The following is a 22,656-nucleotide window of genomic DNA, read 5'->3' as shown; positions in this document are numbered from 1 at the left end:
CTTTTCGGCGTGATGTCGTTGGGGGCTGACGATGCGTGATCGTCGCGGTATGCCGGTTGTGTGAGATATCCGCAGGGTGGTGGGCTGACGCCTGAACGGCAGTCGTTTCGCGAGCGGATCCGGCTGCAGGCCGCGGAGCGATTCGCTGCCGGTGCCTCCAACGCCGAGGTCGCCAAGGACTTACGGGTGAGTGTGCGCTCGGTGCAGCGTTGGCGCCGGGCCTGGCACGACGCCGGCACCGAGGGGCTGCGGTCTGCCGGGCCGGTGTCACGGCCCAAGCTGAGTGAGGCCCTGTTCACCGTGCTCGAGCAGGAGCTCGCCACGGGTCCCGTCGCGCACGGATGGCCGGACCAGACATGGACCCTGGCGCGGATCAAGACGTTGATCGGGCGCAGGTTCCACAAGAGCATGACGCTGTCGGCGATCGCGCAGATGCTGCACCGGCATGGGTTCAGCCACCAGGTCCCGGCCCGCCGAGCGGTCGAGCGCGACGAGGAGGCCGTGGCGGGCTGGGTGAAGGAGACCTGGCCGCAGGTGGAAGGTCCGTGGCGGCGCTCGATGCCTGGCTGTGCTTCGAAGACGAAGCCGGCTTCTCGATGACGCCGCCCACCAGCCGCACCTGGGCCAGGCGCGGACACACACCCCTCATCCGGGTCCGGGGACGATCCCAGCGCCGCTTCTCCATCGCCGCTCTGGCCTGCTACAAGCACGGTGAACGCTCACGGCTGATCTACCGGCCCAAGCGGCACGTCGATCACAAGCGGGGCGGCAGACGCAGCTTCACCTGGACCGACTACCGCGACCTGCTCATCGCCGCCCACCAGCAGCTCGGCGCACCCATCGTGCTCGTGTGGGACAACCTCAACGTCCACAAGGACCGCCGACTGCGGCAGTTCATCGACACCCGCGACTGGATAACCTGCTACTTCCTGCCGGCCTACGCACCCGACCTCAACCCCGTCGAGGGCATCTGGTCGCTGCTGCGACGCAGCAGCCAGGCCAACACCGCCTTCACCGACCCCGACCACCTCATGAGCACGCTCCGACACGGTCTCCGCCAGATCCAGTACCGCAGCCACCTCATCGACGGATGCCTCGCCGAAACCGGCCTCACCTTGACGACACCACGGCGACAACGTCAGTAGTAGGAGTGCTGATGACGAAGCGGACCTACACCTGCGGATTCGACGCCGCCATCGCCGTCATGGGGGAAATGGAAGGGGCTGATCCTGTTCTCACTCGGCGAAGGACCGCTGCGCTTTGGCGAGTTGAGGCGAGCCGTGCCCGGCATCAGCGAAAGGATGCTGATCCTTCAACTCCGGGAGATGGAGACCAGTGGCCTCGTGCACCGCGAGGTCTATCACCAGGTCCCACCCAAGGTGGAGTACTCGCTGACCGAGTTCGGCCGCTCCCTCAACACCGCGCTGGAGCCGCTCGGCGAGTGGGGCGAGGAACACATGGAACGCATCGAGGTGATCCCCTGAGCCGTTGATTGAGACAGCCCAGTTCCAGCTGTCTCAGCCAATCTCAGAGCCTGTCGGGTGGACGATCGAGAGCGGTGTGTAACTGAGGCCCTGGGTCGCCGGACATGACGAAGGCCCCGGAATGATCACGCGGTGTGTGTACGTGCGACAACTCCGGGGCCGTCAGCGGCCCATGTTATCCGTCCAGCCTGACCGATGAGATGTGGATACCATCCAGCCGCTCCTTCCCGTGCGTGACCTGCGAAAAGGTGGCGGGATACGCAAGTACGGCGACCGGCTGGTCCTCGACTCGATCTTCTACGTCCTGCGGTCGGGCTGCCAGTGGCGGATGCTCCCGCACGACCTGATGCCCTTCGACGCCGCCCACCGCTGGTTCACCAAGTGGCGCGAGGACGGCACCTGGGACCGCGTCCACGACGAGCTCCGCCGCCAGGTACGCGTCGAGGCCGGGCGCGACCCCGAACCCTCGGCCGCCGTGATCGACGCCCAGTCGATCAAGACCAGCGAGGGCGGCGAGGCCCGCGGATTCGACGCCGGCAAGCGAACGACGGGTCGCAAGCGACACGCGATCGTGGACACGATGGGACTCCTCCTGGTTGTCGCGGTCACCTCCGCCTCCGTGCAGGACCGGGCCGGAGGCCGCACTGTCCTGGCGCGGCTCGCCGCCGGCTTCCGCACGGTCGGCCTGGTGTGGGCCGACGGCGGATACGCCAACTCCGTTGATTCCACGCTGCTTTCATGGGCCCGCGACGCGCTGAATATCGTCGTGGAGATCGTGAAGCGGACCGACGACGTCAAGGGTTTCAAGATCCTGCCCCGCCGTTGGGTGGTAGAGCGGACCTTCGGGTGGCTGGTCCGCAACCGCCGCCTGGCCCGCGACTACGAACGGCTGACCGCCACCTCCGAGGCCATGATTAAGGTGGCGATGATCCGCCTGATGCTCGTCCGACTCGCCGGGCAGTCAGCACGCTGGAGCCATGAACCCCATCGCAAGACCGCGCGAACCGAGACCGTCGAGAACCTCATCGCAGCGTAATCAACCGGCCACCCGACAGGCTCTGAGAGAGGTGCGTTGGTGTGGGTCATCGGGTCTCGGCCGTCTCATTCTCAGCCGCGGTGACTTTGGCCGGCCGGGGCAGCCAGCGGAGCGCGACGAGGCCGAGGATGAGATGCAGGACGCTGGCTGCCGCCGCGGCGACGTGCAGTCCGGTGAGGAAGGCCGACTTGGCGTCGGTCACGATCGCCGCTGTCAGTTCAGGCAGCTGGAGTGTCTCGTCGAGGGTTGGGGCGAGGTCGGGGCCTTGGAGGCGGAACAGCAGAGCTGCCAGCGAACCGAGCAACGCGATGCCGAGAGCATTGCCGATCTCGTTGCTGGTCTCCGCGATCGCACCTGCGGATCCGGCGCGCTCGGGAGGGACTGCGGCAACGGCGGTGTCGGCGACGACAGCGAAGGAAATGCCATAGCCGAGGCCCGCGACCGCGGTGGATGCGACGTACCAGCCGATTCCGCCTGTGATGGTGGTGGGCAGCAGCAGGAGCAAACCGGCGGCGATGGAGAAGTGGCACACGAGCAGCGCGGCGCGCTTGCCGACGCGGTCGACGACCAGCGGGGTCACGATGCAGGTGGTGGTGAGTACGCCGGCTCCAGGCAGCGCCCAGAGCGCGGCCTGCAAGACGGGGACGTCGAGGACAGACTGCAGGTAGATCCCGGCCAGGTACGCGGCAGCTGACCATGCTGCGAGCGGCAGCAGACCGGTGATGACGGCGACGGTGAAGATCCGGTCGCGGAAGAGTGAGAAGTCGATGAGCGGGTGCTCCAGTTGCCGTTGCCGTAGACCGAACCACGCCAGCACGGCAATGCCCGCGAGCACGGTGGCCACGGCGGTAACTGTCAGGCCTTGGGCGGCCGCGTGCTTGATGCCGTAGATCGCCAGCAGGAGCCCGACGGCGGAGGTCACGACGCTGGCGGTGTCGATCCGCCCAGGCTGGGTCGCCCGGACCTCGCCGAGCAGCACCGGTGCGAAGCAGAGGAAGCCGACGATGACGGGGAGGTTGATCAAGAACACCGATCCCCACCAGAAGCGTTCCAGCAGCACGCCGCCGATGACCGGTCCGATCGCGAAGCCGGCAGCGAATGCTGCGGCGAAGATGCCGATGGCCTGTGCGCGTCGCTTGGGGTCGGTGAACAGTTCGCTCAGAACCGCCAGCGCGGAGGGAAGCAGGGTCGCGCCGGCGATCCCCATGACCGCGCGGGCGGCGATGAGCAGTTCCGGTGTGGGGGCGAAGGCAGCGGCAGCAGAGCCGAGGCCGAAGAAAATCGCGCCGATCATGAGGAGCCTGAGGCGTCCGTAGCGGTCGCCGATGTTCCCGAACGCGATGAGCAGTGACCCTACGGCGAAGCCGTAGATGTCCAGGGTCCACAGTGCTTGGTCGGCACTGGGGCTCAGCGCCTGACTGACCCGGGGCATCGCGAGGAACAGGATGGATCCGTCCATCGAGACCAGCAGCACGGGGCCGAGGACGACGAGCAGACCGAGCCAGGCCCGGAGGTTACCGGCGTTGGTCGTGGGTGAGGCGTGGTGAGTCATGTCGTCAACGCTCCAGGCGCCTGGAGCGTTGCATCCAGACACCTGGTGTGGCTACACCCAGCAGGTGCACCCACACCACCGCGGACCATGTCTAGGCTCGATGGTGTGGAGAGCTTCGGAGCATTTTTGAAGAGCCGCCGCGACCAGGTCACACCGGACGCGATCGGGCTACGCACCTACGGCAATAGTCGGCGCGTTCCAGGGCTGCGCCGAGAAGAACTGGCTCACCTCGCAGGCGTCAGCGCCGGCTATTACACGCGGTTGGAGCAGGGACAAGCGGGCACAGCCTCGGCGCAGGTTCTCGACGCACTGGCCCGGGTGCTGGAACTCGACGAGGTCGAGACAGTCCACCTACACAACCTCGCCCGCCAGACCGACCGGCCCGGCCTCACCGAACCGCCCGCCGAACATCCCCATCCTCGTGTGCTCGCGCTGCTCGACTCGCTGGGCGAGGCTACTCCCGCGATCGTGCTCGGCAGGCGCGGGGACGTGCTCGCCTGGAACCGCACAGGTCACGCGCTGCTCGCCGAACACACGGAATTCGACGCCCCGGCAGACCCAGCTCGTCGTCCCTCCATCCCGCGGATGTTCTTCCTCGACCCCCTCACCCGGGACCTGCACCGCAACTGGGACGAGCTCGCGCGCGTCCACGTCGCGTACCTGAGGCTCACCGCCGGCCGGTTCCCAACCGACGCGCGACTGGCGAACCTCATCGGCGAGCTCACCATGCGCAGCGACCAGTTCGCCCAGATGTGGGCAACCGGAGAGGTCGCCGACTGCACCACCGGCGACATGCACCTGCAACACCCCACCGTCGGTACCGCGAGCATCGCCTACCAAGTGTGGCTCCAGCCCGACAGCCCGGACCACCGCCTCGAGATCTACACCCCAACGACGCATCCTCAGCAGACGCACTCCACCTCCTCACCCGTCACATCGCGGGCGAGGACGACTCCAACATCAAAGGGACCGAACAGCCCGCCGCTGGTCGAGGTCACGATCGATCCGTCAACAACCTCGCGCCCCGCAACAGCTAGGGCACTCACTGACCGGTGGGGAGCCGGAACAGTCCGCTGCAGAGTGGCCGTTTTCTCCACCCCCACGTGAGGCGCACCGTCCGCCGTGGCCCTGCCGCGCACACGCTATCTGTACGGGAACCGGGGGAGTTGGGAGCATGAGTAGATAACCGGGCAGGTGGGAGTGGTGTCATGGGTTCGGACGAGATCAGGTCCCAGGGCTTCTGCCTGAAGGAACTGTTCCGTGAAGTGACCTATGAGATCGACTATTACCAGCGTGACTACACCTGGGGCGAGGACGAAATCCGCACCCTGCTGCGGGATCTGTGTGGATCGTTCAGGAACTGGTCGACGGATCCGGCGTACCTGCGCCGGCCGCACACCGCACCGCAGTACTTCCTGGGGCCGTTCGTCTACTACGAGCCGTCGAAGAACCGGCGCTATCTCGTCGACGGGCAGCAGCGGTTCGTCACGCTGCATCTGCTCTTCCTGCAGCTGCGGCTTTCGGCGCAGGAGCGTGGGGACGCCAGGGCGGTCGACCGGCTCAACCGGGTGATCACGATCGACGGAGAACATTTCGCGCTCGGCATCACCGATCACGAGCCCGTCTTGAGGGCGGTCGCTGAGGCCCGCAAGTACGAAACGGGCGTGGGGGACTCCCTCTCCCGTCGCAACTTGTGGGCACGTAGCCAGCAGATCGAATCCCAGCTCGCGGAAGAGCTCGATGCGGAGAACCTCCCCCGGTTCACCGAGTGGCTGCTGGACCGGGTGGTCCTGGTCGGAATCCGGGCGGCCAGCTCCGATCATGGCTACCGGATGTTCGAGACGATGAACGACCGTGGCGCCCGCCTCACCGCCGTGGACCTTCTGAAGAGCCACTTGCTCTCCCACGTCGGAGCGAACGAAGACCACCTCAACACCCAATGGCACGAGATGCTGCGGGAACTGGCCACTGACCGGGAGGACCCACCGCCGCTTCCCGCTTCATCAAAGCCTTCCTTATGGCCCGCTGCGCACGTGAGGGCCGGGAAGACGACCGCCGGCAGATCGACAGCAACCTCAATGTGTGGGTCCGCCACAACGCCGCTTACCTGGGACTGGTACCCGAACGTCCCAGTAACTTTCTGCACTTCGTGCAGGACCTGCTGAAGTCGGCCAGACTGTTTCGGCCGTTCCTCGCCGCCAGCCGAGCACTCAAGACAGGCGGCGACCGCCTGGAGACGGTGCTCTTCAACGAACGCAACGGACTCAGCTGCCAGGCCATCGCCATCCTCGCCGCCATCGATCCCGACGACCGGCCCTCCGACGCCAAGGACAAGGGCCGTCTGGTCGCTGTCTACATGGACCGCTGGTACGCCCTCAGAGTCCTGCAGGACCTGCCTGTGCAGTCAGCGGACTCCAACTCCCTGGTCCATGACACGCTCGTTCCGCTCCTGCGCAAGTGCCGTACCACGGCCGACGTCGCCTCCGCGCTGGGCGATCGCGTCACCCACGACGGGGGCTCGATACGCGATGCGGCCACCCTGGGACTGCGCGGCAACAACGCCCACCAGATCCGCTACCTGCTGGCTCGGGCCACCGCTTACGTCGAAGAGGCCTGCCAGCGGCCGCACGACGTGCTCGCCTACCTCGACCGGGAACGGTTCCACATCGAGCACTTGTGGGCCAACCACCACCACCGTGTGGAGGAGGAGATACCCGACCCGGTTGTCTTCCGCAGCCGCCGCAACCAACTGGGCGGCCTCGGCTGCTCATGGGGCGCGAGAACTCCAGCATCAACGACCTGCCCCTCAACGGAAAGGCCGCCTATTACGCCCGCAGCAACGTCCTGCTGGGCATTATCGCCCCCGGCTACGACCAACGGAATCCCCTGCTGCGCGAGTTCATCAAGACCCACAAGCTTGACAAGGTCCTCAGACCGTTCGGACCCCGGGAGGCGATGACCTCCGTCGTCCAGACCCGCCAGGAACTGTATCTGAGCCTGCTCGAGCACATCTGGAACCCGGAGCGCCTCGGCCTGCCCGTCACCTTGCCCAGCGCGTCCGGCTCCAACGAGCCGACTGCTCAGATCAGGCCCGTGGTCGCCGCGCGCCGCAGGCCCGCTGCAGGGCGCCGCCGCACGGATGTCGCCAGAATGGTCGCAGCCCGGATCCTCACGGGCGGCACGAGGATCGTGCTCACCTACCGCTCCACCGACCACTGGGCCACCATCGACGAAGACGGCGGCATCATCCTCACTGCCACCGGAGGCACCCCGTACGGGCGGGTCGACGAGGCCGGCGCTGTCGCCCGCGGCACCAAGACCTGCCAGGGCATGAACGAATGGCACATCGAAGACGAGCAAGGGGTGCGCACCAGCCTGCGAACTCTGCGCGACCGCGCCGTGGCGTCCGGAGCCCTGTAGCTCAGGCGCACGGTCTTGTCGGCGTCTGCTCGTACGCTGGCGGTGGAACAGAACGTGGGGAGGCGGAATGGCGGACAAGACGGCCGGCATGCACGAGTTGTGGCCGAAGCTCCTGGAAGTGGTCAGGAACCGACGGCGGTTCGCCTGGATCCTCCTGGGGCAGAATGCGAACGTCCTCTCCTACGACGGCACCACGCTGACGCTGAGCTGGAACAATCAGGGCGCGTACGACAACTTCATCAGCTCGGGTTCGCGCGGGGTACTCGAGGATGCGCTTGCAGAACTTCTCAATCCCCCGCCCGCCATCGAGCTGGTCGTGCAGGGGAAAACACCGCCTTCCCTCGCCCACTCCGTGCCGGAAGGCCAGGCCGCGCAGGTACATGTGTCTGTCGCCGTCACGACCGCGGACCCCTCGCCTCAGCCAGGCGAATCCGCGGCGTCCACCCTGCAACTCGTCCTGGCGCAGACCGCGTTCCTGATGTACGAGCAGGGCAACAGCCGGGCTGCTGCCCTATTGTCGGATGTGGAAGACGTGGAACTGGTGCCCGGCAACCGATTCGGGGACTGGGAGGACGCCGTCCTCATCGTGCCCCCCTACCTCGTCCCCCGGTTCACCGAAGAGGTCACCGCAGCGATCCAGCCGGTGTTCGAACATGTGGCGGGGCGGCACGGCCTGGACATCGGCGGCATCACCGCCGCACCCGCGCTCCCCGAGATCGATGGACACTGGCGGCAGATCCTGCAGGAGCGACTGACTGCGGGAACAGCATCCAACCAGGCATCTAGGGCACGTGCCAAGAGAACAGCCCCACCCTCAACCGGGACGGCTTCGTCTTCGACTCCCGTGAGGAAGTGCTGGTCTACGAGGCGCTGAAGCGGGCGCAGGCGGAGCTGCCGCAGGATTCCACCATTTCCATCTTTCCTGTCGTGGTTCGTTCTTTCTGATCGGTGGCCGGAGGGTTGAGCTGGGCTGATCAGTTGGTTGGTTGGGTCTGGCGGTGTGGTGTGTGCTGGCGAGGTGGCGGGCGTTGCTTGCGGGCCCCGGCTGGGTGGGCCTGTGAACTGCGGGTTTGCTGCTCTGGGTTGGTTTCGTGGGTGTTGATCAGTTCTGTTGGCTGGTCGGTCAGGTTCGCTGGGTGGCTGTTGTAGCGGTGCAGGGGTGTGGGGCCGTGGATGCCGATGGTGCCCATCAGGTGTTGTTGGTGGGGGTGGAGCTGGTCCCAGGTGCGTTGTTGGGTGCGGATCCATTTGGTGGTCTGGTTGGGGAAGGGCATGCCGGTGCTGTAGCAGGTGTGGGCTTGGTGCCAGCTGTGGTTCCAGGTGGCGCGCCAGGGTGGGTTCCACCACGGGTCGAGCGCGGTGAGTGGCGGGTTGTGGGGCCAGGGCCGGCCGGTGCGTTTCACGTGGGCCCCGGCGGCTCGGCGTTGTTTGTACAGCCACCATCCCAGGGGGAAGCCGTCGTGTTCGGTGCGGTAGCCGGCTGAGGAGAGGTTGCCGTGTTGGGCGGCCCACGACCGGGCGTACGGCAGGCCGGCGGCGACGGCCGAGGGCGGGTTCTTCAGCCGTGGGCGGGCTGGGCGGGTTGGTTGGGGAGGTTTCGGTGGTGGCGCCAGCGCGCGGGCCCGTTCGCTGGTGAGGCCGATGCCGGCGAGCTGCTGTTGCTGCTCGGGTTGGAGGTTGTCGTAGCTGGAGCACTGGGTGAACAGCCATTTCGCTGTGTCGGCTGGGAGCGCGTTGAAATCGGCCGTGGTGGCCGGGGATCGGCCGGTGGTATGCGTGCAGGCGGTGAGGTAGGCCTGGCGCCAGCGCAGTCCTCCCGCCGGGTTCCAGTGGGGATCGATGGCTTCCAGGGCTTTGATGCGGTCGGCGGGCAGTTTTCCTCGGCTGGCGCGGCGACGTTGCGTGCGCAGCCAGGTGCCGAGGCGGTAGCCGTCGTGGCGGGCGGGTTCGGGGACGGCGAGGTTGCCGTGTTGCTGGGCCCAGGCGCGGGCGTGGGCGAGACCGGCCGCGAAGGCTGCGGCTTGGGGGATGCGGCGGGGCCGGGCGGCACGGGCGCCTTCGGCGGTGAGGCCCAGGTCTGCGAGGAGGTGCTGCTGGCGGGGGTGGAGCGGGGGAGTGGCGACGAACTGCTGCCAGCCGTCCCGCGTGGTCGGCGGTGCGTACGCCGCAGCCCTCGCTCCGTCGTGAAGGGTGCTGTCGGCAGGGGCGTCTGTCACCACTGTGCTGCTTCCTGGTAGGCGTCATAGATCCGAGAGGGACGCGGAACTTTGGCTGAGGAGTCCGGCTGTTCGTCTCCGGCAGGCTCATCGACGTCAGCGGGGCCGGGCAGGTCGTCGTCCTCGTCCCAGCCGTCCTCGAACCCTGTCTCCCCTTGCTGATCCTCTTCTTCCAGCGGTGTGAAGGCACCCACCAGGCCGTAGGAGAGGGTCGGAGCCGCCACGGGGTCCGGGGCCGCCTGCGGCACGGCCGGTCGGGCCAGGGACGCTGCTGCGCTGGCGCGCGCCGCCACCGTCTGCTCGCGGCGGGTCCCGGCACCGTTGCTCGCACGCCGCAGGAGGCGGTCCAGGGCCTGGGCGAGCTGCCGCTCGTGCTCGACGCGGTCGCCGCGGCGCTCGACTGCGGCACGGACGTGCTGCCAGGTGAAGTCGGTGAAGGGCAGGCTGACACAGCCGCGGTGGATCCACGGCACCTCTTCCCACCCGGTGGGCAGCCGCACCCAGATCTGATGGGGGTCGTAGGGGTTGTGGTGCACCTCCCATCTGCCGTCCGGCGCGCCCGACCGGTTGCTGCGGTGCGGATTGAGGACCTTGTGGTCGTAGGTGCGGTAGTCGAAGCGGATGCCGTAGTCGTTGATGGCCACCCGCTTGATGGGCATGAGCTCGATGTAGTCGTCCGCGCTCAGCGGCACCGGGATATAGCCGGTGACTCCCACGAGCGCGCCCCACATCTCGTTCGGCGACAGGGCGAGCTTCGGTGCCAGCGGATGGCGCAGCGAGGCGTGCGGGCGGTGCTGCCAGTCGGTGACCAGCCACTCATCCAGCAGGTCCTGCACCTGCGCAAGCGTCCAGCACGCCTCGTCCTCAACGCGCGTGCCGCGCCGGGTGACATCCGAGCCGCTGTAGCCGGCCACGTACTGGGAGAACCGGTCCCCGATGGTGCGGAACGTCCGCTCGACATGGCCCTTGGCCGGGCCGTTGGCCGGCGGCGCGGGCTGAACGGACACCCCCAGGCTCTCGCACGCGGCAATGAAGGAATGGGAGACGAACACCGCACCTTGATCGACCACCACCGTCTCCGGCATGATCACCGGCCGGGCCGCTGCCCCTTCCAGCCGCGCATCCAACGACACCAGCCGCTCATAGGGGATGACTGACCGGGACATCGCCAGCGCCGTCTCCCACCCCGGGCGCATCCGCATGGGCGTGACCATCTGCGCCAGCAGCACCGCCGCGTCCACCGATCTTGTGCCCACCGGACGCACCACCGCGGCACAGATACTGCGCGTTGCCACGTCCAACGCGATCGATAACTCGACCGACCCCGTCACCCCCTCGGCGAGCACCACCAGCACATCCAGCGGCGTACTGTCCAGCATCACCAGCTCACCCGGCCGCAGCGCCACGGTCGGGGTGAAGGGAGGGGCCGGCCGCGACGTGCGCCGCCGCTGCTGTGCCGCCGACCCCAGCAGCCCGTGGCCGTCGGCGAGCGCGTGCACCAGCCGGTTGAACGTCGTCACCGGCGGCACCTCCACCGCGCCGGGACCATGGGTTTCCTCCAGAACCCACCCGACCATGCGCCGCAGCCGGCTCAGCGTGCCACTGGAGCGTTCCCGCTGCGCCTCCAGCACCTGAGTGATCGCAGCGACCACACGCTCATCGGCCCGTCCCACCACAGAACGCCTACGCGCCGTGCGCTGGTCGACCAGCCCCCACAGCCCCTTCTCGCGGTAACGGGCCCGCATCCGCCGCACGGTCACCGCACTCGTCTGCTGCCCCGCCACGGTCAACTCCGCTGCCTTGGCCTCCTCCCGTTCCGCCACAGTCCGCTGCGCCGGATCGAACTCCGCCCGCGGCACACCGCCCTGCCCCGGCACCGGAAGGCCGGTCTCCACCTCGCACACGTGCCGCTCCCAGGCCTCAGCACGCTCACGTGCCTGCACAGGCAGTTCCTCCAGGAGCCCGAACGGAGGCACCTGAGGGCGGGCCGCTCCGACGAGTTCGAAGTCAGGAGCGGCGAACAGATAGCTCACTAGCACCGTCGCCGGGGAGTTGTCCGAGTCGACCAACCTGGCACGGGCCCCTTCGAGCATCACCACCGTCCAGGAGCGGTCCTCGAACCGCACCTGGCTCCCCACATCGAGTACTGCCGCCGTCACGCAGACGCCCCCTCGCCCGGGCCTGCTGTCACGGTCACCCGTTCATGCAAGGGCTCGTTCAGCGGGGCTGACAGCGACCCGGTCCATAGGGCATGGAAGAGGGCCGGGAGAACCCTGATGGTGTCCCCGAGGTCACGTGCCCCTTCGATCAGCGGCCGAGGACGGGCAAAGACCTGCACCGCCTCTTCCAAGAGCGCGGTGTCCCGGTAGCGAGGGTGCCGGTATCCCGACAGCCAGCCCAGGTTGGCGGCGACAACCGGTTCGGGAGGCGAGGCGACCCGGTACTGCCATCCCACCGCACGTGCCGCCGCTGCCATGACGTCAGCACGGTGTGCGAGCCGGGGAGAGATCTCCCCTCGTCCGGCACAGTCGAGCAGCAGACCGCCGCCGTCGCTGAACCGCGCCATCAGATGCGGCACATGCGACACCCCGGACCCCTCAGATCCCCGCCAGGACAGCTCCACAGGGCGGCATGCCATCGCCGTGACCGAAGGATCACGGTCCAGCAGCATCACCTGGGCGCGCATGACACCCGACCCGTAGTGCACCAGCCGCCCGGTGGTAGCCGACCACCACCAGCCCGGCGCGAAACGACGGCCAGACCGCAGGGGAAACGGACGTACCGGACCGCAGTCCTCCAGACGAAACGACACGAGCGGCCTCGCCCCACGGCATCAGCTGTTCTCCACCGTACGGATCCAGGAAACGGGCGCTGTACGAACCTGGATCAGCGACCGCCAGGTGCGCCGAGGAGCCTTGCTGCCACACGCACCATCAACTGACGAGCATCCCATCAGGTAATGGGCACATGGCGACCTACTCCGTCACGCCCATGTGACGCCCAGCTCCCGCAACGCATTCAGCTGCTCCTGGGTGAGCTTGTCGCGCCTCGATTTGGTGTTCTATACCCAGACGCCCAGCTTCACGGCCACCGGCTCCGTCGCGCCGTCGACCGTGATCTCCTCAGCGTGGCCGCGCGGTACAGGCCGGTGACCTTCCCGTTCCACCCACTGCGTGCGGGCAGCCAGGCCGCGCTGGAACGCCTGCTGCGCCTTGCCCGGCTTCGTCGCGCGGGTGGCCGCCGGGGCCGAAGATGACGGCTGGACGGGCTTCACCCCCAGCTGGGACAGCCGTTCCTGCTGCTCGGTGGACAACTGCGCCCAGGTACTCGCGTCGCGTTGCCGTGCGAGCCATCGTCCGATGTCGTCGCCGCCGAAGAGGACGCCGGGTGCGATGTCGGGCAGGCGGCCGTCGGCGTCGACGAGGTCGGCGAACCTCGCCCTCGCTCCACCTGCCCTGGGGCGAGGTTCCTGTGGCCCGCCGGTAGGACCGCGCCGACCATCGCCTTGTTTGTCTCGCGGTCCTTGCTGAGTGCTGCCGGAACGGCCGCGGCGGCTACCTCTGCCAAGAGGTAGCCGCCGCATCGCTGAAGTTCTCACCCACTCCCTCTCATGGAGAGAGTTCAGGGATCACCAATGAGGTTCGCTCAAATACGCCTTCCACCGTCCGCGACTTGGTCTGGGTTGGAAAGGAACTGCTCGATCTCCCCGAATAGATCGTTCAGTTCAGCTTCCGCGATTTGCTCACGACTGCAGAAACGCCTCAAGAGTCGTACCTGAGGGACAGTGAAGTGTTCGCGAAACAGCCTTCTAGATGTAGCCGCATCGTCTGGAACATCGCTCACCCCCAACTCCTCTTCTAGGATCTCTACATAGTCTTTCGCGTCCTCGTCGCCGCTGGCAGCAGCCCTTCGCCACCAACCGTAAGCAGCCTTAAGATCACCAAAAGCCTCGGCGATTTCGGCGACTCTTCTTTCTTCGGCGGGCTCTAGTTGGTTTTTCGTGTCTTTGTTGAGCAGCTTGAAGAGCTCGCACAGTCGATCCCGCTGACGCCGGTCGCGCAGCAGGTCCCGCACCCGAAGCGGGTTTTCAACCGTCACGAGGCAGGCCCCGGCCGGGGGCCGGCCCGAAGGCCGGCCCTCCTGGTTGAGGGTGAGGTAAGAGACCTCACCCAACCGGTTTTCCTCGCGCAATGCCTGGTCAAAGAGCTCCAGCAGGACCAGGCGTCCGAACGCTTCGCGCTCCTCATCGAACATCCAACTGCTCATGCTGACACCTCCTCGGATGACGCAACCATTGCCTTCTCCAACCGTCGACGGGCCGCCCCGAGATACCTCCGGACGGTGTCCACTTCGACGTCCATCTCCTCTGCCACTTCCTCCAACGGAAGTTCTCTCACAATAGCGAGGTCAACAACCTTCCGTTGAGCATTGGGCAACTCGGTGATGAACTTGTAAATCTCGGCTCGGAGTTCAGCAACGAGAACTGACTCCGGAATTCCGATTGATGAAGTCCCCTCAGGGAGAACCTCCGGGGGAACCGGGATAATGGGGAGCTTCTTGTTATTCCTGAATTCGTCAACGATTACGTGAGACAGGACCTTACGACTGTACTGAACTAGTCGACTGTCACTGATGAGACCCAGGTCCGGAAATCGTTTGAATACTTTTTCCATGGTGATCTGAACCGCATCTTCAGCGAAGTTCCGGTCAGATGATTTCGCCATGGCTGCCGACATGAGAGGACGTCTCAGAGTCGTGAACCTGTTGTTCGGATCACTATCAAAAGCGGGCGAGTACGCTTCTTCGGTCACGGTGACCTCCGACCACACATCGCCCGCGGCGGCGTACCGTGGCGGGCGGTGTATACACCGGCCTCCCACGGGATCTCAGGCCAAGCCATCGGGCTCAGCTCCCTTCTGTGAGGTGTCTTCAGCGGTGAAGGCAGCGCCTTCACCCACCTACACGCTGGAAGGGCCTGAATCCGGATGCCCGCGGACCGACTTTTTCCAAGTTCCTTGAAACCGCAGGTCAGTCCACCCGCCGGGCAGATGCATCTGTGGGGCGGCTTCAGCCCCACAGATGCGCGCATGAGCGGCCTCCAGCGCGGTCGCCTCCGGCGTCAGGTCCAGAAGGAACTGCACGCCGCACGCCGCCGCGCTGGAGGCCCAGCGCTTGGCGCGGCACTACAACTTCAAGAACGCTAGGAGCGCCACGAAGGCGGCCACGCCGAGGGTGATGGCCGGGACGAGGGCCGGACTGGAAATCGCGAGGTAAGTGGCGAAGGCCGCACCCATCACCGCGATCGCGATGGGCGTGCGCTCGTTGCTGGGCACTGGACTGCCTCCAAGGCATCGTGGGCGAACATGCGTCGGAGGGCACGGAACTGTTTGTCCTCCACCCACATACACGGCGCAGGACCCCGGGACCGGATGCCTGAATGCCAGTCAGATCCCCGACACGACTACGCCGGCATCACCGACGCCCCATTCGGCGCCGACGGCGCCTGCACGTCGGTTGCCTGCTCAGCCTCGCCCCGGAGCCCGAGAGCTCTGTGGTGGTGACGGTTCGCCACCGCCTGCACCACCTGCTGCGCGGCGCCGACCACCAGGCCCTACTAGACGGTGTATGCGGAGAGTGTTCCAGCGCTGACGGAGGCATTAAGCAGCAGCCCCAGGGGCTTGCCCACTCAGGCGCGGCCGAGAGCATGACGCTCCGCTCCCGGCCCTGCGCCCGCCGACAGCGTCATGCCCACTCCATGCCCAGCTTCCGCAGTGCGTCGAGTTGTTCCTGGGTGAGCTTGCCGCGCCTCGATTTGGTGTTCGAGATCCATACACCCAGCTTCACGACCACGGGCTCCGCTTCCCTGTCGACGGCGATTTCCTCAGCGTGGCTGCGCGGTACAGGCCGATGCCCTTCCCGTTCCACCCACTGCGCGAGGGCTGTAAGTCCGCGCTGGAACGCCTGCTGTGCCTTGCTCGGCCCCTTCGCCGCGCGTTGGGCCGCCGGAGCGGGTGACGGGGCCTCAAGCGGCTCCACCCCCAGCTGGGACAGCCGTTCCTGTTGCTCGGTGGACAGCTGCGCCCAGGTGCTCGCCTCGCGTTGCCGTGCGAGCCATCGTCCGATGTCGTCGCCGTCCATCAGGACGCCAGGTGCGATGTCGGGCAGGTGGCCGTCGGCGTCGACGAGGTCGGCGAGGACGCGGTAGTGGCGTTGCCAGTCGAGTGGCCAGGGGCAGTTCCAGTCGGGGTCGATCGCGGCCAGCTGCTTTGCGCGCTCTGCCGCCCGCTCCTGGTCCTTCCCGAGGCCGCCTTTCCTGCGGAGGTTGGCCATGTGCTGCCCGATGGGCACCAGGCCCTCGGCCTCGCTCTCGCCCCACACGGCGTCCTGCCTGGGGGCGAGATGCCCGGTGGCCTGCCGGTAGGAGCGCAGCGCGGCGAGCTTGGCTTCCCACGCCTCGTCGCCGGGCTCCCAGACCATCCCGGCCTCGGGGGCGTTCAGCAGCTCTTTGCGTCGCGGCTCCAGTTCCCCGGCCCGCAGTGCCTTGCGCTGCTGGTGCACCCACCTGCCCAGCGGGAAGTCCTTCGTGACGCCCACCGTCGTCTCGGTGTCGTAGGGGACGGCGTAGAGGCCGGTGATCTTGTTCTGCTTCCGCCAGCGGAGCAGGGCTCGGTAGCCCTCCAGCCACACCAGCGACTCCGGCCGGTAGACGCGGGTGCGCAGGAAAGCGGCGATCGTCGACGCGTCGCGGGGAGTGGAGAAGTGGAGCAGGGCTGATTCGGCGGCGGCCTGGGTGTCGTCGTGCTCCTGGTCCTCGCCGTCGCCCTCGCCGTCCGCGCCGACGATCCGGCCCTCCTCATCGCGCCGGACGTGCAACTTGCGCTTCCCGCTGCTGAGGGCACGGGAGGCGAGCTGCTCAACGAGTCGTTCATCATGACTGCGCAGGCCCTGGAGGACCGCTACAAGGGGGCGGAAACTGGCGGAGGCGACCATGTCCGTCGGGTCCTCGCCGGGCTCCAGGAAGACGGGCACGATGATCCTGGCCACCTTCGTGCTGCCGTCCTTGTTCAACCTGAGTGCGCGGCCGATGTTCTGCACGATTTCGACCTGCGAGCCGCGGGTGTCGGCGAAGCAGATCGCCTCCACCCCGCGCTTTCGCCGGTGATGTCGATTATCTAGAGGTAGTGGAGTGCAAGGGACGTTTGTTCTGGCCGCGGCGGCGAAGCACACGGGTTTTCCGTTCGTCTGAGAAGTCCCGTACGTGCTTGCCGTGGGAGCGGGCTGCTCAGTCCGGTGTTGCTTCGGTGTGCTTCGCCGTGCCCGCATTTTTTGGTGCCAGCCGGGCGGCGTGGCGGCTCAGCCTGCGTTCCCGGCCCGGGCCCGGGCCTTGAGGAGCCTCCGCAGGCCGGTCAGCAGCCGCTCGTGGAAGACGGAGGGGGCCGCGGCTGCGGGAGCCGTCCGCAGCCGCTCGACGTGCCGCATCTGGCTCTGGATCCAGGGCACCTCCTCACCGGCGAGCTGCCGCTCGAACTCCGCCTCGTGCCCGCCTGCGGCGAGCCCTTGGAGCAACACGGCACGCCGCTCGGGTTCGGGTGCGTCCGCTGCTCGCGGGTCGGTGACAAAGAGAGCGGTGTATTTCGGATGGTCGGGCCACCACTGCGCCATCCAGCGCAGGGCGTGGTCGCATACCACGGGATCGCGATCGGCGGACGCGCAGTGGTACAGCAGCTCACGGACCTCCGGGAGGTGTATGCAGTGCTCGGTCAGCTCCTGGAGGGCAGCCACCCGCAGTTCGGGGCCCGGACCGCGTTTCGCGCTTTCCAGGAGCGCGGCCGTCACCGCGGGATCGCCGCCCCAGATCTCGCCGAGCACATGCATCGCGGTCCGCCGCAGGCGGATGTGGCAGGAGGACCGGCAGCAGTCGATGAGGAAGTCCCGCGCCTCGGTGCTGAGGCTGTGGCCGATGGCGCGCAGAGCGGTCTCCGCGGCCCTTTCGCGAGGGGCGGGCGCGAGGCTTAGGGCATCCCGCATCAGCAACCGGAGGTCCTCGGGATGCCTCTGCAGCCACGAGGTCAGCATCTCCCGGCTGCCGATCAGCTCTTGGCGGTCGAGCAGCGTGCTGAGCTGGTAGTACTGGCGGGACCGCCAGGCCGCCATCGCCGTTCCCGCAGTCAACTTGGAGCCGAACATGGTGTCGTCTCTCCAGGGAGCGTCGACGGGGTGACGCGGTGCGGGAACTGGGCGCGCCCCGCCGCCCTCGTCCTTCGGTTCCGACACTAACTCGGCCCGCAACTCCGCCGCCGTGGCCCGTACCGCGTCGAAGACGTCCTCCCGCGCCCGCCACCGAAGGAAGCGCACCGTCTCGTCGTCCGGGTGGCGGCGCGCCAGACAGCTCAGCGCCGCCTTGCGCGCACCTGGCGTGGGATCGCCGACGGCGCGGGCCTGGAGGAACAGCCGCAGCTCCGCAGCCCGTTCGCGTTCGACCGGGCGGACGCCCAAGGCCTGCAGGGCGGCGATGCGGACAATGACCTCGTCATGCACGGCACTCGTCTTGATCGCCTCCGTGACGGTGGCGCTCGCCGGCCACCGTTCGCCCAGGACGGCGAGGGCTCCGGCGCGGGCGTTCGTGGACCAGGCGAACCGCGCGTACGCGATGACGGCGGGAAAGTCACGGTGCAGCGCACCGGCGAGCTGGGCGGGGACGCGAGACTCGATGAACTGACCCCATACGTGGAACCAGGTCAGATAGCGGTCGCGCCCCGCCCAGTTCTCACCGAAGGAGGCGAGTGACGGGGTGACGCTCTCGGCCGCGAAGTACGCCGCGTCGAGGAAGAACGTCCCGAAGCTCTCGGCCCTCGCGCTCAGGTACTGGGTGATCCCGTCGACCACCGCGACGCTCTGGGTGCTTAGCGCCCCGATCTTCTTCACCTCGGCGAGCGCCCGGAGGGCGAGGACGAGCCGCTCCTTGCGGTCGGTGAAGGGGGCCGGCCGGACGAGGCTGTCGACCAGCGTCCCGGTGTCGTGCTCCCGGAGCTGCCCGGCGAGCAGCAGGATCACCTCGTGCCAGGTGGTGTCCTCGGCCCTCGGGACGAGGACCTCAGAGACGAGGGCCTCGGGGGTCCACTCCCGTTCGTGCTCGTAGCGGTGGACGATGTCCGCCGCGGCCAGGTACTCCAGGAATGTGCGGTGCACGAAGCCCCAGGCGCCCCCGCCGTACCGGGCGAGGATGAAGTTGCGCTCCCGGAGCTGTTGGATCATGGCGCGGGCGGCGCGGCGCGCGACGTCCGGGCGGACGTCGCAGAGCTGGAGGTACTGGCGGAAGACGTCCTCGATGTCCGCCTCGGGCACGTAGTTGCCCGAGATGCCGCCTGATCCCTCCTGCATTCTGCGGGCGAGGAGCCGCAGCATTTCCAGGCGTTCGGTCTGGCTGAGCAGGTCGAGGGCTTCGGATACCGGCTCGGACAGCGGGGCCGTCAGATGCTTGGCGTCCCGGTCCCAGCGGGCGACGAGCACGGTGACGGCGTGCTGATACACCCCGTGCCGGTCGCGGGGGAGGGTCTGCCGGCGGCCGAGGATGACGAGGATGGTCAGCAGGAGCGGGTTCCCGGCCAGTTCGCGCACTGACCGCGAGTGGGCGACCGCGTCCTTGAACCGGGTGAGGAGCTGCTCGGTGAGCGTCGGCTGTCCGGGGCACGCCGTCTCGTACCACCGGCGCGCGAACTCGTGGATACGAGGGGTGTCCAGGTCCTGGATCATGTAGTGGGCGAACCCCGCTCCGTCCAGCGTCTGCCGCTGGTAGCCGATGACCCGGGATGTGACGATCACCCGGCAGCGCTGGTGGTGGGCGGCGAACCCGGCGATGCGGCGGGCCGTCTCCGCCCGGAACTTGGGGTCGAAGATCTCGTCGAGCCCGTCGAAGACGAGGAGGACGCGTCCCGCGTCGAGAAGCCGGCCCAGGACGGGGAGTGGAAGGCCCATTCCCTCGGTGGTCCATAGGTGTGCGAGGAACTCCGCGAACGTCTGCTGCCGCCAGGCCGGCTGGGCGTAGTGCCGCAGCTCCACGATGAGGGGGATTCGGCCCGCGAGGCCGGCGAGGGCCCCGTCGGGACCGAGGCCGCCGGTCAGGGCGAGCGCGAGGTAGTGCGCGAGAGTGGACTTGCCGGCCCCTGGGTCGCCGAGGAGCACGACCCGCTGGCCTTTCTCCCGGGCGAGGACATCGAGTACGTGCTCGGCGGGCTGCTGGCGGTACGCCTCCATGAGGGAGTCGAGCAGCTCCAGGTCGAGCCCCGGCGGCAGCTCCCCGTCCGCGGCCAGCTCCTCGCCCTTGAGGAGCTGGCCCATGAGTTCCCGGGAGAGCTCCACAGGCGGCGGGTCGGCCCGGACGGTCGGCACGACGAAGACCTCGCGCAACTCGACGCTCGGCTGTGTGCTCTGGTCGTTGTCGGGGGTGAGGACCTCCAGGTCGAGACTTCCGTACGTCTCCCGGACGCGGCGCGCGTAGGTCGCGAGCGCCCGGTCGGCGTCGGCGTCCCGCTCGTCCTCGGCGGCGTCGCTCGGTCCGTCGTCCCGACCGTGCGCGGCCTCTCCTGAGGAGTCTTGGACCTGCCGTATGCGCACTGCGGCTTCGCGGAGGGCCAGCAATGGCTCCACATCCGTGCCCAGGGCCTTCGCTAGGGCCACCAGGGTGGTCTCGGTGGGTACCACTTGCCCGTTCAGTGCCTGGCTGACCGTTGTCCGCCCCAGCCTGGTCCGCTGCTGCAACCCACCCATCTGCAAACCCCGCTGCGCCCTGAGGGTGCGAAGCCGTAGCGCGAGTTCCGCGAGCGGATCCTCGTTCACGTCCCCCATGTCCTGCTTCTCCGTCTCCACCGCGACCGTCTTCGTTCATCTTTGTTCGCCCTGAACCCCGGTGAACACCAGAACCGCGAAATTCGCCGAAGTCCCCGTCGTCGGTTGTCCTGGGAAGAAGGCATGAACACCTCATCCACTCACCTGCTCCTGCTGGCCCTGCTTCTGGCCGTCATCGGTCTCTTCTGCACGCTCGTAGGAGCAGCGGCCGGTCTGCTCGCTCGTATCGATGGAGCCACCTATGCCACCGCCCTGCTGCGCGCTGCGGTGGCCTTCGCGGGCAGTGCCACCCTGTCCCTGGCGCTGCTGACCTTCATCCTCGCGGTGCTGTGAACCGAGAATGGCTTTGTCCCACTTGTGCACGCGAGAGTAACGGCGCCCGCCCATGGCGGGCGCCGTTACTCCTCGGCGCTTGAGCGCGGCCAGTGCCAGGGCGTCGACTACAGGACAGGGATTATCCATAGTGCGCTGTTCTGTGTGGTGTGTTTGGCAGGGATGTCACCTGGTCGTATGGACGTCTGACGGTCCGCGACTCGGTGGCCGACGGGTCTTGGTTGTGTTTGGGGGTGGAGCAGAGCTTTGTGGCTGAGCGTTCGATGTCTCCGTCGACGGGTGTGGAACGGTGGGTGGTGGCCGACACACGCACCTACGACCTGCATGTCGAGGCGTGTGCGTTTTTAGAAGGCGAGGAAGTGGTCCGGCTTGCGTTCGTAGCGGCGGTGAAGGCGGCGGCAGCCGGTCAGCCAGGACATGGTCCGCTCCACGACCCAGCGGTGCCAGCCCAGACGCCGGGACGACTCGATGCCCTTGCGGGCAAGGCGGTGCCGGATGCCGCGAGAAGCGAGCCATCGCCGCAGGTGGCGGTAGTCGTAGCCCTTGTCGCCGTGCAGCTTGGTGGGCCGCCGGCGTCGAGGGCCGCGACGTGAGCGGATGGGTGGGATGCCGCGGACCAGCGGGATGAGGGCCTGGCTGTCGTGGAGGTTCGCGGCGGAGATGCCGACCGACAGGGGCAGGCCCTGGCGGTCGACGATGAGGTGGATTTTCGATCCCTTCTTGCCGCGGTCGGTCGGATTCGGTCCCGTCAGCTGCCCCCTTGAGGGCCCGGACACTGACCGAGTCGATCGCGCACCGCGACCAGTCCAGCTCACCTCGGGCACCGAGTTCATCCAGGACCAGGCGGTGAAGCTTGGCCCACACCCTGGCCTCGGTCCATTCGGTGAACCGGCGGAAGGCCGTCACGCCCGACAGGCCGAAGCCTGGGGGCAGTTGATTCCAGGTGCAACCCGAGGTGGCCACGAAAATAATGGCGGCCAGCACCTCACGGTCCCCTCGCCGCCGGTGCCCTCCACCCTGAGGGCGAACCGGCGCCGGCGGCACCACCCGCTGGAACAACGCCCACAGGTCTTCCGGCGCCATCCGCTCGACAAGCGCAGCAGTCATCACCCCAGACTGCCGCAAGATCACGCCAACTGAAATGGCGTCTTAGCCGGGTTGCGCAGCAAGGGCCGCTCACCGAACACGGAACGGGTCTACGCGGGCCGTCTCGCCCTCTATCTGAACTACTGCGCCGAGCGCCGTATCGAGTGGTCACGTCCGAGTTTCATGGCTCTGTCCGGGCTGCAGCAGTGGCTGGTCACCTCGCCGCTGCCGGCCCGCAGCCGCCGCTCCCCGGCAACGGCTGCGCCCCGCTACCGTTCGCAGGGCACGGCGAACGCGGTGATGACGGCGGTTGCGGACTTCTTACGCTTCGGCGCACTGCACGGCTGGGTCCCCGCGCAGACGGCGGGCTTGCTGTCGGAGCCGAAGTTCCTGCGGTTCTTGCCGGCCGGTTACGACGCCGGCGAGCGCGGCCAGTGGCGCCAGGTTCAGGTATCGGCCTTCCGTTTCCAGGTCAGCGAACCCGGATACGAGGACCTGTCCCCGCAGCAGATCCGCCGCATGATCGCGGATACGCCGCGGGCGCGGGACCGTTTCCTCATCGCGCTGCTCGCCGCGACCGGCCTGCGGATCGGGGAGGCCCTGGGCCTGCGCCAGGAAGATCTGCATTTCCTGGCCTCGTCACGTTCCCTTGGCTGCCCCGTGGAGGGCCCGCATCTTCATGTG

Annotated in this window: 16 protein-coding genes and 5 pseudogenes; 10 read left to right on the top strand and 11 right to left on the bottom strand. The window is 67.7% G+C overall.

The window, feature by feature from the left end; all coding sequences use genetic code 11:
• Nucleotides 1–60 precede the first annotated feature (60 nt).
• The 3 genes and pseudogenes from CEB94_RS42050 (at nt 61) to CEB94_RS00095 (ending at nt 2,520) form a co-directional block, all read left to right on the top strand.
• A protein-coding gene (locus CEB94_RS42050; RefSeq protein WP_425472408.1) for an IS630 family transposase occupies nt 61–1,145 on the top strand; the annotation gives its coding sequence in 2 pieces (ribosomal slippage) (nt 61–586 and nt 586–1,145; 1,086 coding nt in all).
• Between the two features lie 11 nt (nt 1,146–1,156).
• A pseudogene (locus CEB94_RS00100) lies at nt 1,157–1,484 on the top strand (winged helix-turn-helix transcriptional regulator).
• 200 nt (nt 1,485–1,684) lie between these two features.
• Nucleotides 1,685–2,520 (top strand): IS5 family transposase gene (locus CEB94_RS00095; protein WP_246111627.1). Its coding sequence is split into 2 segments (ribosomal slippage): nt 1,685–1,691 and nt 1,691–2,520, totalling 837 coding nucleotides; the frame shifts between segments, so codons are not numbered across the junction.
• Nucleotides 2,521–2,566: 46 nt separating this feature from the next.
• Here the strand turns inward: CEB94_RS00095 and CEB94_RS00090 are convergent.
• Nucleotides 2,567–4,072, bottom strand: coding sequence for an MFS transporter (locus CEB94_RS00090; RefSeq protein WP_175430219.1), 1,506 nt, complete (start codon nt 4,070–4,072; stop codon nt 2,567–2,569).
• Nucleotides 4,073–4,159: 87 nt separating this feature from the next.
• Between CEB94_RS00090 and CEB94_RS00085 the strand changes: the two are divergent.
• The 5 genes and pseudogenes from CEB94_RS00085 (at nt 4,160) to CEB94_RS00065 (ending at nt 8,366) form a co-directional block, all read left to right on the top strand.
• A pseudogene (locus tag CEB94_RS00085) lies at nt 4,160–5,109 on the top strand (helix-turn-helix transcriptional regulator).
• Between the two features lie 171 nt (nt 5,110–5,280).
• Complete coding sequence (locus CEB94_RS00080) at nt 5,281–6,237, top strand: DUF262 domain-containing protein (protein ID WP_175430218.1); 957 nt, start codon at nt 5,281–5,283, stop codon at nt 6,235–6,237.
• Nucleotides 6,222–7,031, top strand: a complete 810-nt coding sequence (locus CEB94_RS00075) for a hypothetical protein (protein WP_175430217.1) — start codon at nt 6,222–6,224, stop codon at nt 7,029–7,031. Before CEB94_RS00080 ends, CEB94_RS00075 begins: the two co-directional genes overlap by 16 nt.
• Nucleotides 7,028–7,492 carry a hypothetical protein gene (locus CEB94_RS00070; RefSeq protein ID WP_175430216.1) on the top strand — a complete coding sequence of 155 codons (465 nt, stop codon included), beginning with the start codon at nt 7,028–7,030 and terminating at the stop codon, nt 7,490–7,492. Before CEB94_RS00075 ends, CEB94_RS00070 begins: the two co-directional genes overlap by 4 nt.
• 67 nt (nt 7,493–7,559) lie before the next feature.
• Nucleotides 7,560–8,366, top strand: a complete 807-nt coding sequence (locus CEB94_RS00065) for a hypothetical protein (protein ID WP_175430215.1) — start codon at nt 7,560–7,562, stop codon at nt 8,364–8,366.
• Between the two features lie 100 nt (nt 8,367–8,466).
• On the opposite strand, the gene CEB94_RS00060 is transcribed toward CEB94_RS00065, so the two are convergent.
• From CEB94_RS00060 to CEB94_RS00020, 9 genes and pseudogenes are all read right to left on the bottom strand, one after another.
• Nucleotides 8,467–9,708 (bottom strand): helicase associated domain-containing protein, encoded by a 1,242-nt coding sequence (locus CEB94_RS00060; protein ID WP_175430214.1) that lies wholly within the window; start codon nt 9,706–9,708, stop codon nt 8,467–8,469.
• Nucleotides 9,705–11,801, bottom strand: coding sequence for a transposase (locus CEB94_RS00055; protein WP_425472529.1), 2,097 nt, complete (start codon nt 11,799–11,801; stop codon nt 9,705–9,707). The genes CEB94_RS00060 and CEB94_RS00055 overlap by 4 nt, the downstream gene beginning before the upstream one ends.
• Before the next feature lie 62 nt (nt 11,802–11,863).
• Nucleotides 11,864–12,520, bottom strand: coding sequence for a TnsA-like heteromeric transposase endonuclease subunit (locus tag CEB94_RS00050; RefSeq protein ID WP_246111625.1), 657 nt, complete (start codon nt 12,518–12,520; stop codon nt 11,864–11,866).
• Nucleotides 12,521–12,691: 171 nt separating this feature from the next.
• Nucleotides 12,692–13,138, bottom strand: a pseudogene (locus CEB94_RS40450) (helicase associated domain-containing protein); the annotation flags it as partial.
• A gap of 215 nt (nt 13,139–13,353) precedes the next feature.
• The gene (locus tag CEB94_RS40445) at nt 13,354–13,974 is read right to left on the bottom strand and encodes a hypothetical protein (protein ID WP_246111624.1); all 621 of its coding nucleotides are present in this window, start codon (nt 13,972–13,974) and stop codon (nt 13,354–13,356) included.
• Nucleotides 13,971–14,519, bottom strand: coding sequence for an RNA polymerase sigma factor (locus tag CEB94_RS00035; protein ID WP_175430211.1), 549 nt, complete (start codon nt 14,517–14,519; stop codon nt 13,971–13,973). The genes CEB94_RS40445 and CEB94_RS00035 overlap by 4 nt, the downstream gene beginning before the upstream one ends.
• 372 nt (nt 14,520–14,891) lie before the next feature.
• On the bottom strand, nt 14,892–15,041 hold the full coding sequence (locus tag CEB94_RS00030) for a hypothetical protein (protein ID WP_175430210.1): 150 nt from the start codon (nt 15,039–15,041) through the stop codon (nt 14,892–14,894).
• Nucleotides 15,042–15,450: 409 nt separating this feature from the next.
• Nucleotides 15,451–16,877: pseudogene (locus CEB94_RS00025) on the bottom strand (helicase associated domain-containing protein); the annotation flags it as partial.
• A gap of 184 nt (nt 16,878–17,061) precedes the next feature.
• Nucleotides 17,062–20,553, bottom strand: a complete 3,492-nt coding sequence (locus tag CEB94_RS00020) for an NACHT domain-containing protein (protein WP_175430209.1) — start codon at nt 20,551–20,553, stop codon at nt 17,062–17,064.
• Nucleotides 20,554–20,676: 123 nt separating this feature from the next.
• On the opposite strand from CEB94_RS00020, the gene CEB94_RS00015 reads away from it, so the two are divergent.
• Nucleotides 20,677–20,886, top strand: coding sequence for a hypothetical protein (locus tag CEB94_RS00015; protein WP_175430208.1), 210 nt, complete (start codon nt 20,677–20,679; stop codon nt 20,884–20,886).
• 344 nt (nt 20,887–21,230) lie between these two features.
• Here CEB94_RS00015 and CEB94_RS00010 read toward each other — a convergent pair.
• Nucleotides 21,231–21,993, bottom strand: a protein-coding gene (locus CEB94_RS00010) for an IS5 family transposase (RefSeq protein ID WP_175430207.1) whose coding sequence is annotated in 2 segments (ribosomal slippage) — nt 21,231–21,644 and nt 21,646–21,993 — 762 coding nt in all. Because the reading frame shifts where the segments join, the coding sequence is not laid out codon by codon here.
• A gap of 51 nt (nt 21,994–22,044) precedes the next feature.
• Here CEB94_RS00010 and CEB94_RS40440 point away from each other — a divergent pair.
• Nucleotides 22,045–22,656 (top strand): annotated as a pseudogene (locus CEB94_RS40440) (tyrosine-type recombinase/integrase); the annotation flags it as partial.

Source organism: Streptomyces hawaiiensis (assembly GCF_004803895.1).
Lineage (GTDB): Bacteria > Actinomycetota > Actinomycetes > Streptomycetales > Streptomycetaceae > Streptomyces > Streptomyces hawaiiensis.
The sequence above is the reverse complement of the archived record's forward strand: the minus strand, read 5'-3'. Positions and strand labels throughout refer to the sequence as shown.

Excerpts from the sequence above, each read along its gene's own strand:
- CEB94_RS00065 (WP_175430215.1), top strand. The coding sequence starts at position 7,560 with ATGGCGGACAAGACGGCCGGCATGCACGAGTTGTGGCCGAAGCTCCTG.
- CEB94_RS00090 (WP_175430219.1), bottom strand. The coding sequence starts at position 4,072 with ATGACTCACCACGCCTCACCCACGACCAACGCCGGTAACCTCCGGGCC.
- CEB94_RS00015 (WP_175430208.1), top strand. The coding sequence starts at position 20,677 with ATGAACACCTCATCCACTCACCTGCTCCTGCTGGCCCTGCTTCTGGCC.
- CEB94_RS00070 (WP_175430216.1), top strand. The coding sequence starts at position 7,028 with ATGACCTCCGTCGTCCAGACCCGCCAGGAACTGTATCTGAGCCTGCTC.
- CEB94_RS40445 (WP_246111624.1), bottom strand. The coding sequence starts at position 13,974 with ATGAGCAGTTGGATGTTCGATGAGGAGCGCGAAGCGTTCGGACGCCTG.
- CEB94_RS00080 (WP_175430218.1), top strand. The coding sequence starts at position 5,281 with ATGGGTTCGGACGAGATCAGGTCCCAGGGCTTCTGCCTGAAGGAACTG.
- CEB94_RS00020 (WP_175430209.1), bottom strand. The coding sequence starts at position 20,553 with ATGGGGGACGTGAACGAGGATCCGCTCGCGGAACTCGCGCTACGGCTT.
- CEB94_RS00055 (WP_425472529.1), bottom strand. The coding sequence starts at position 11,801 with ATGCTCGAAGGGGCCCGTGCCAGGTTGGTCGACTCGGACAACTCCCCG.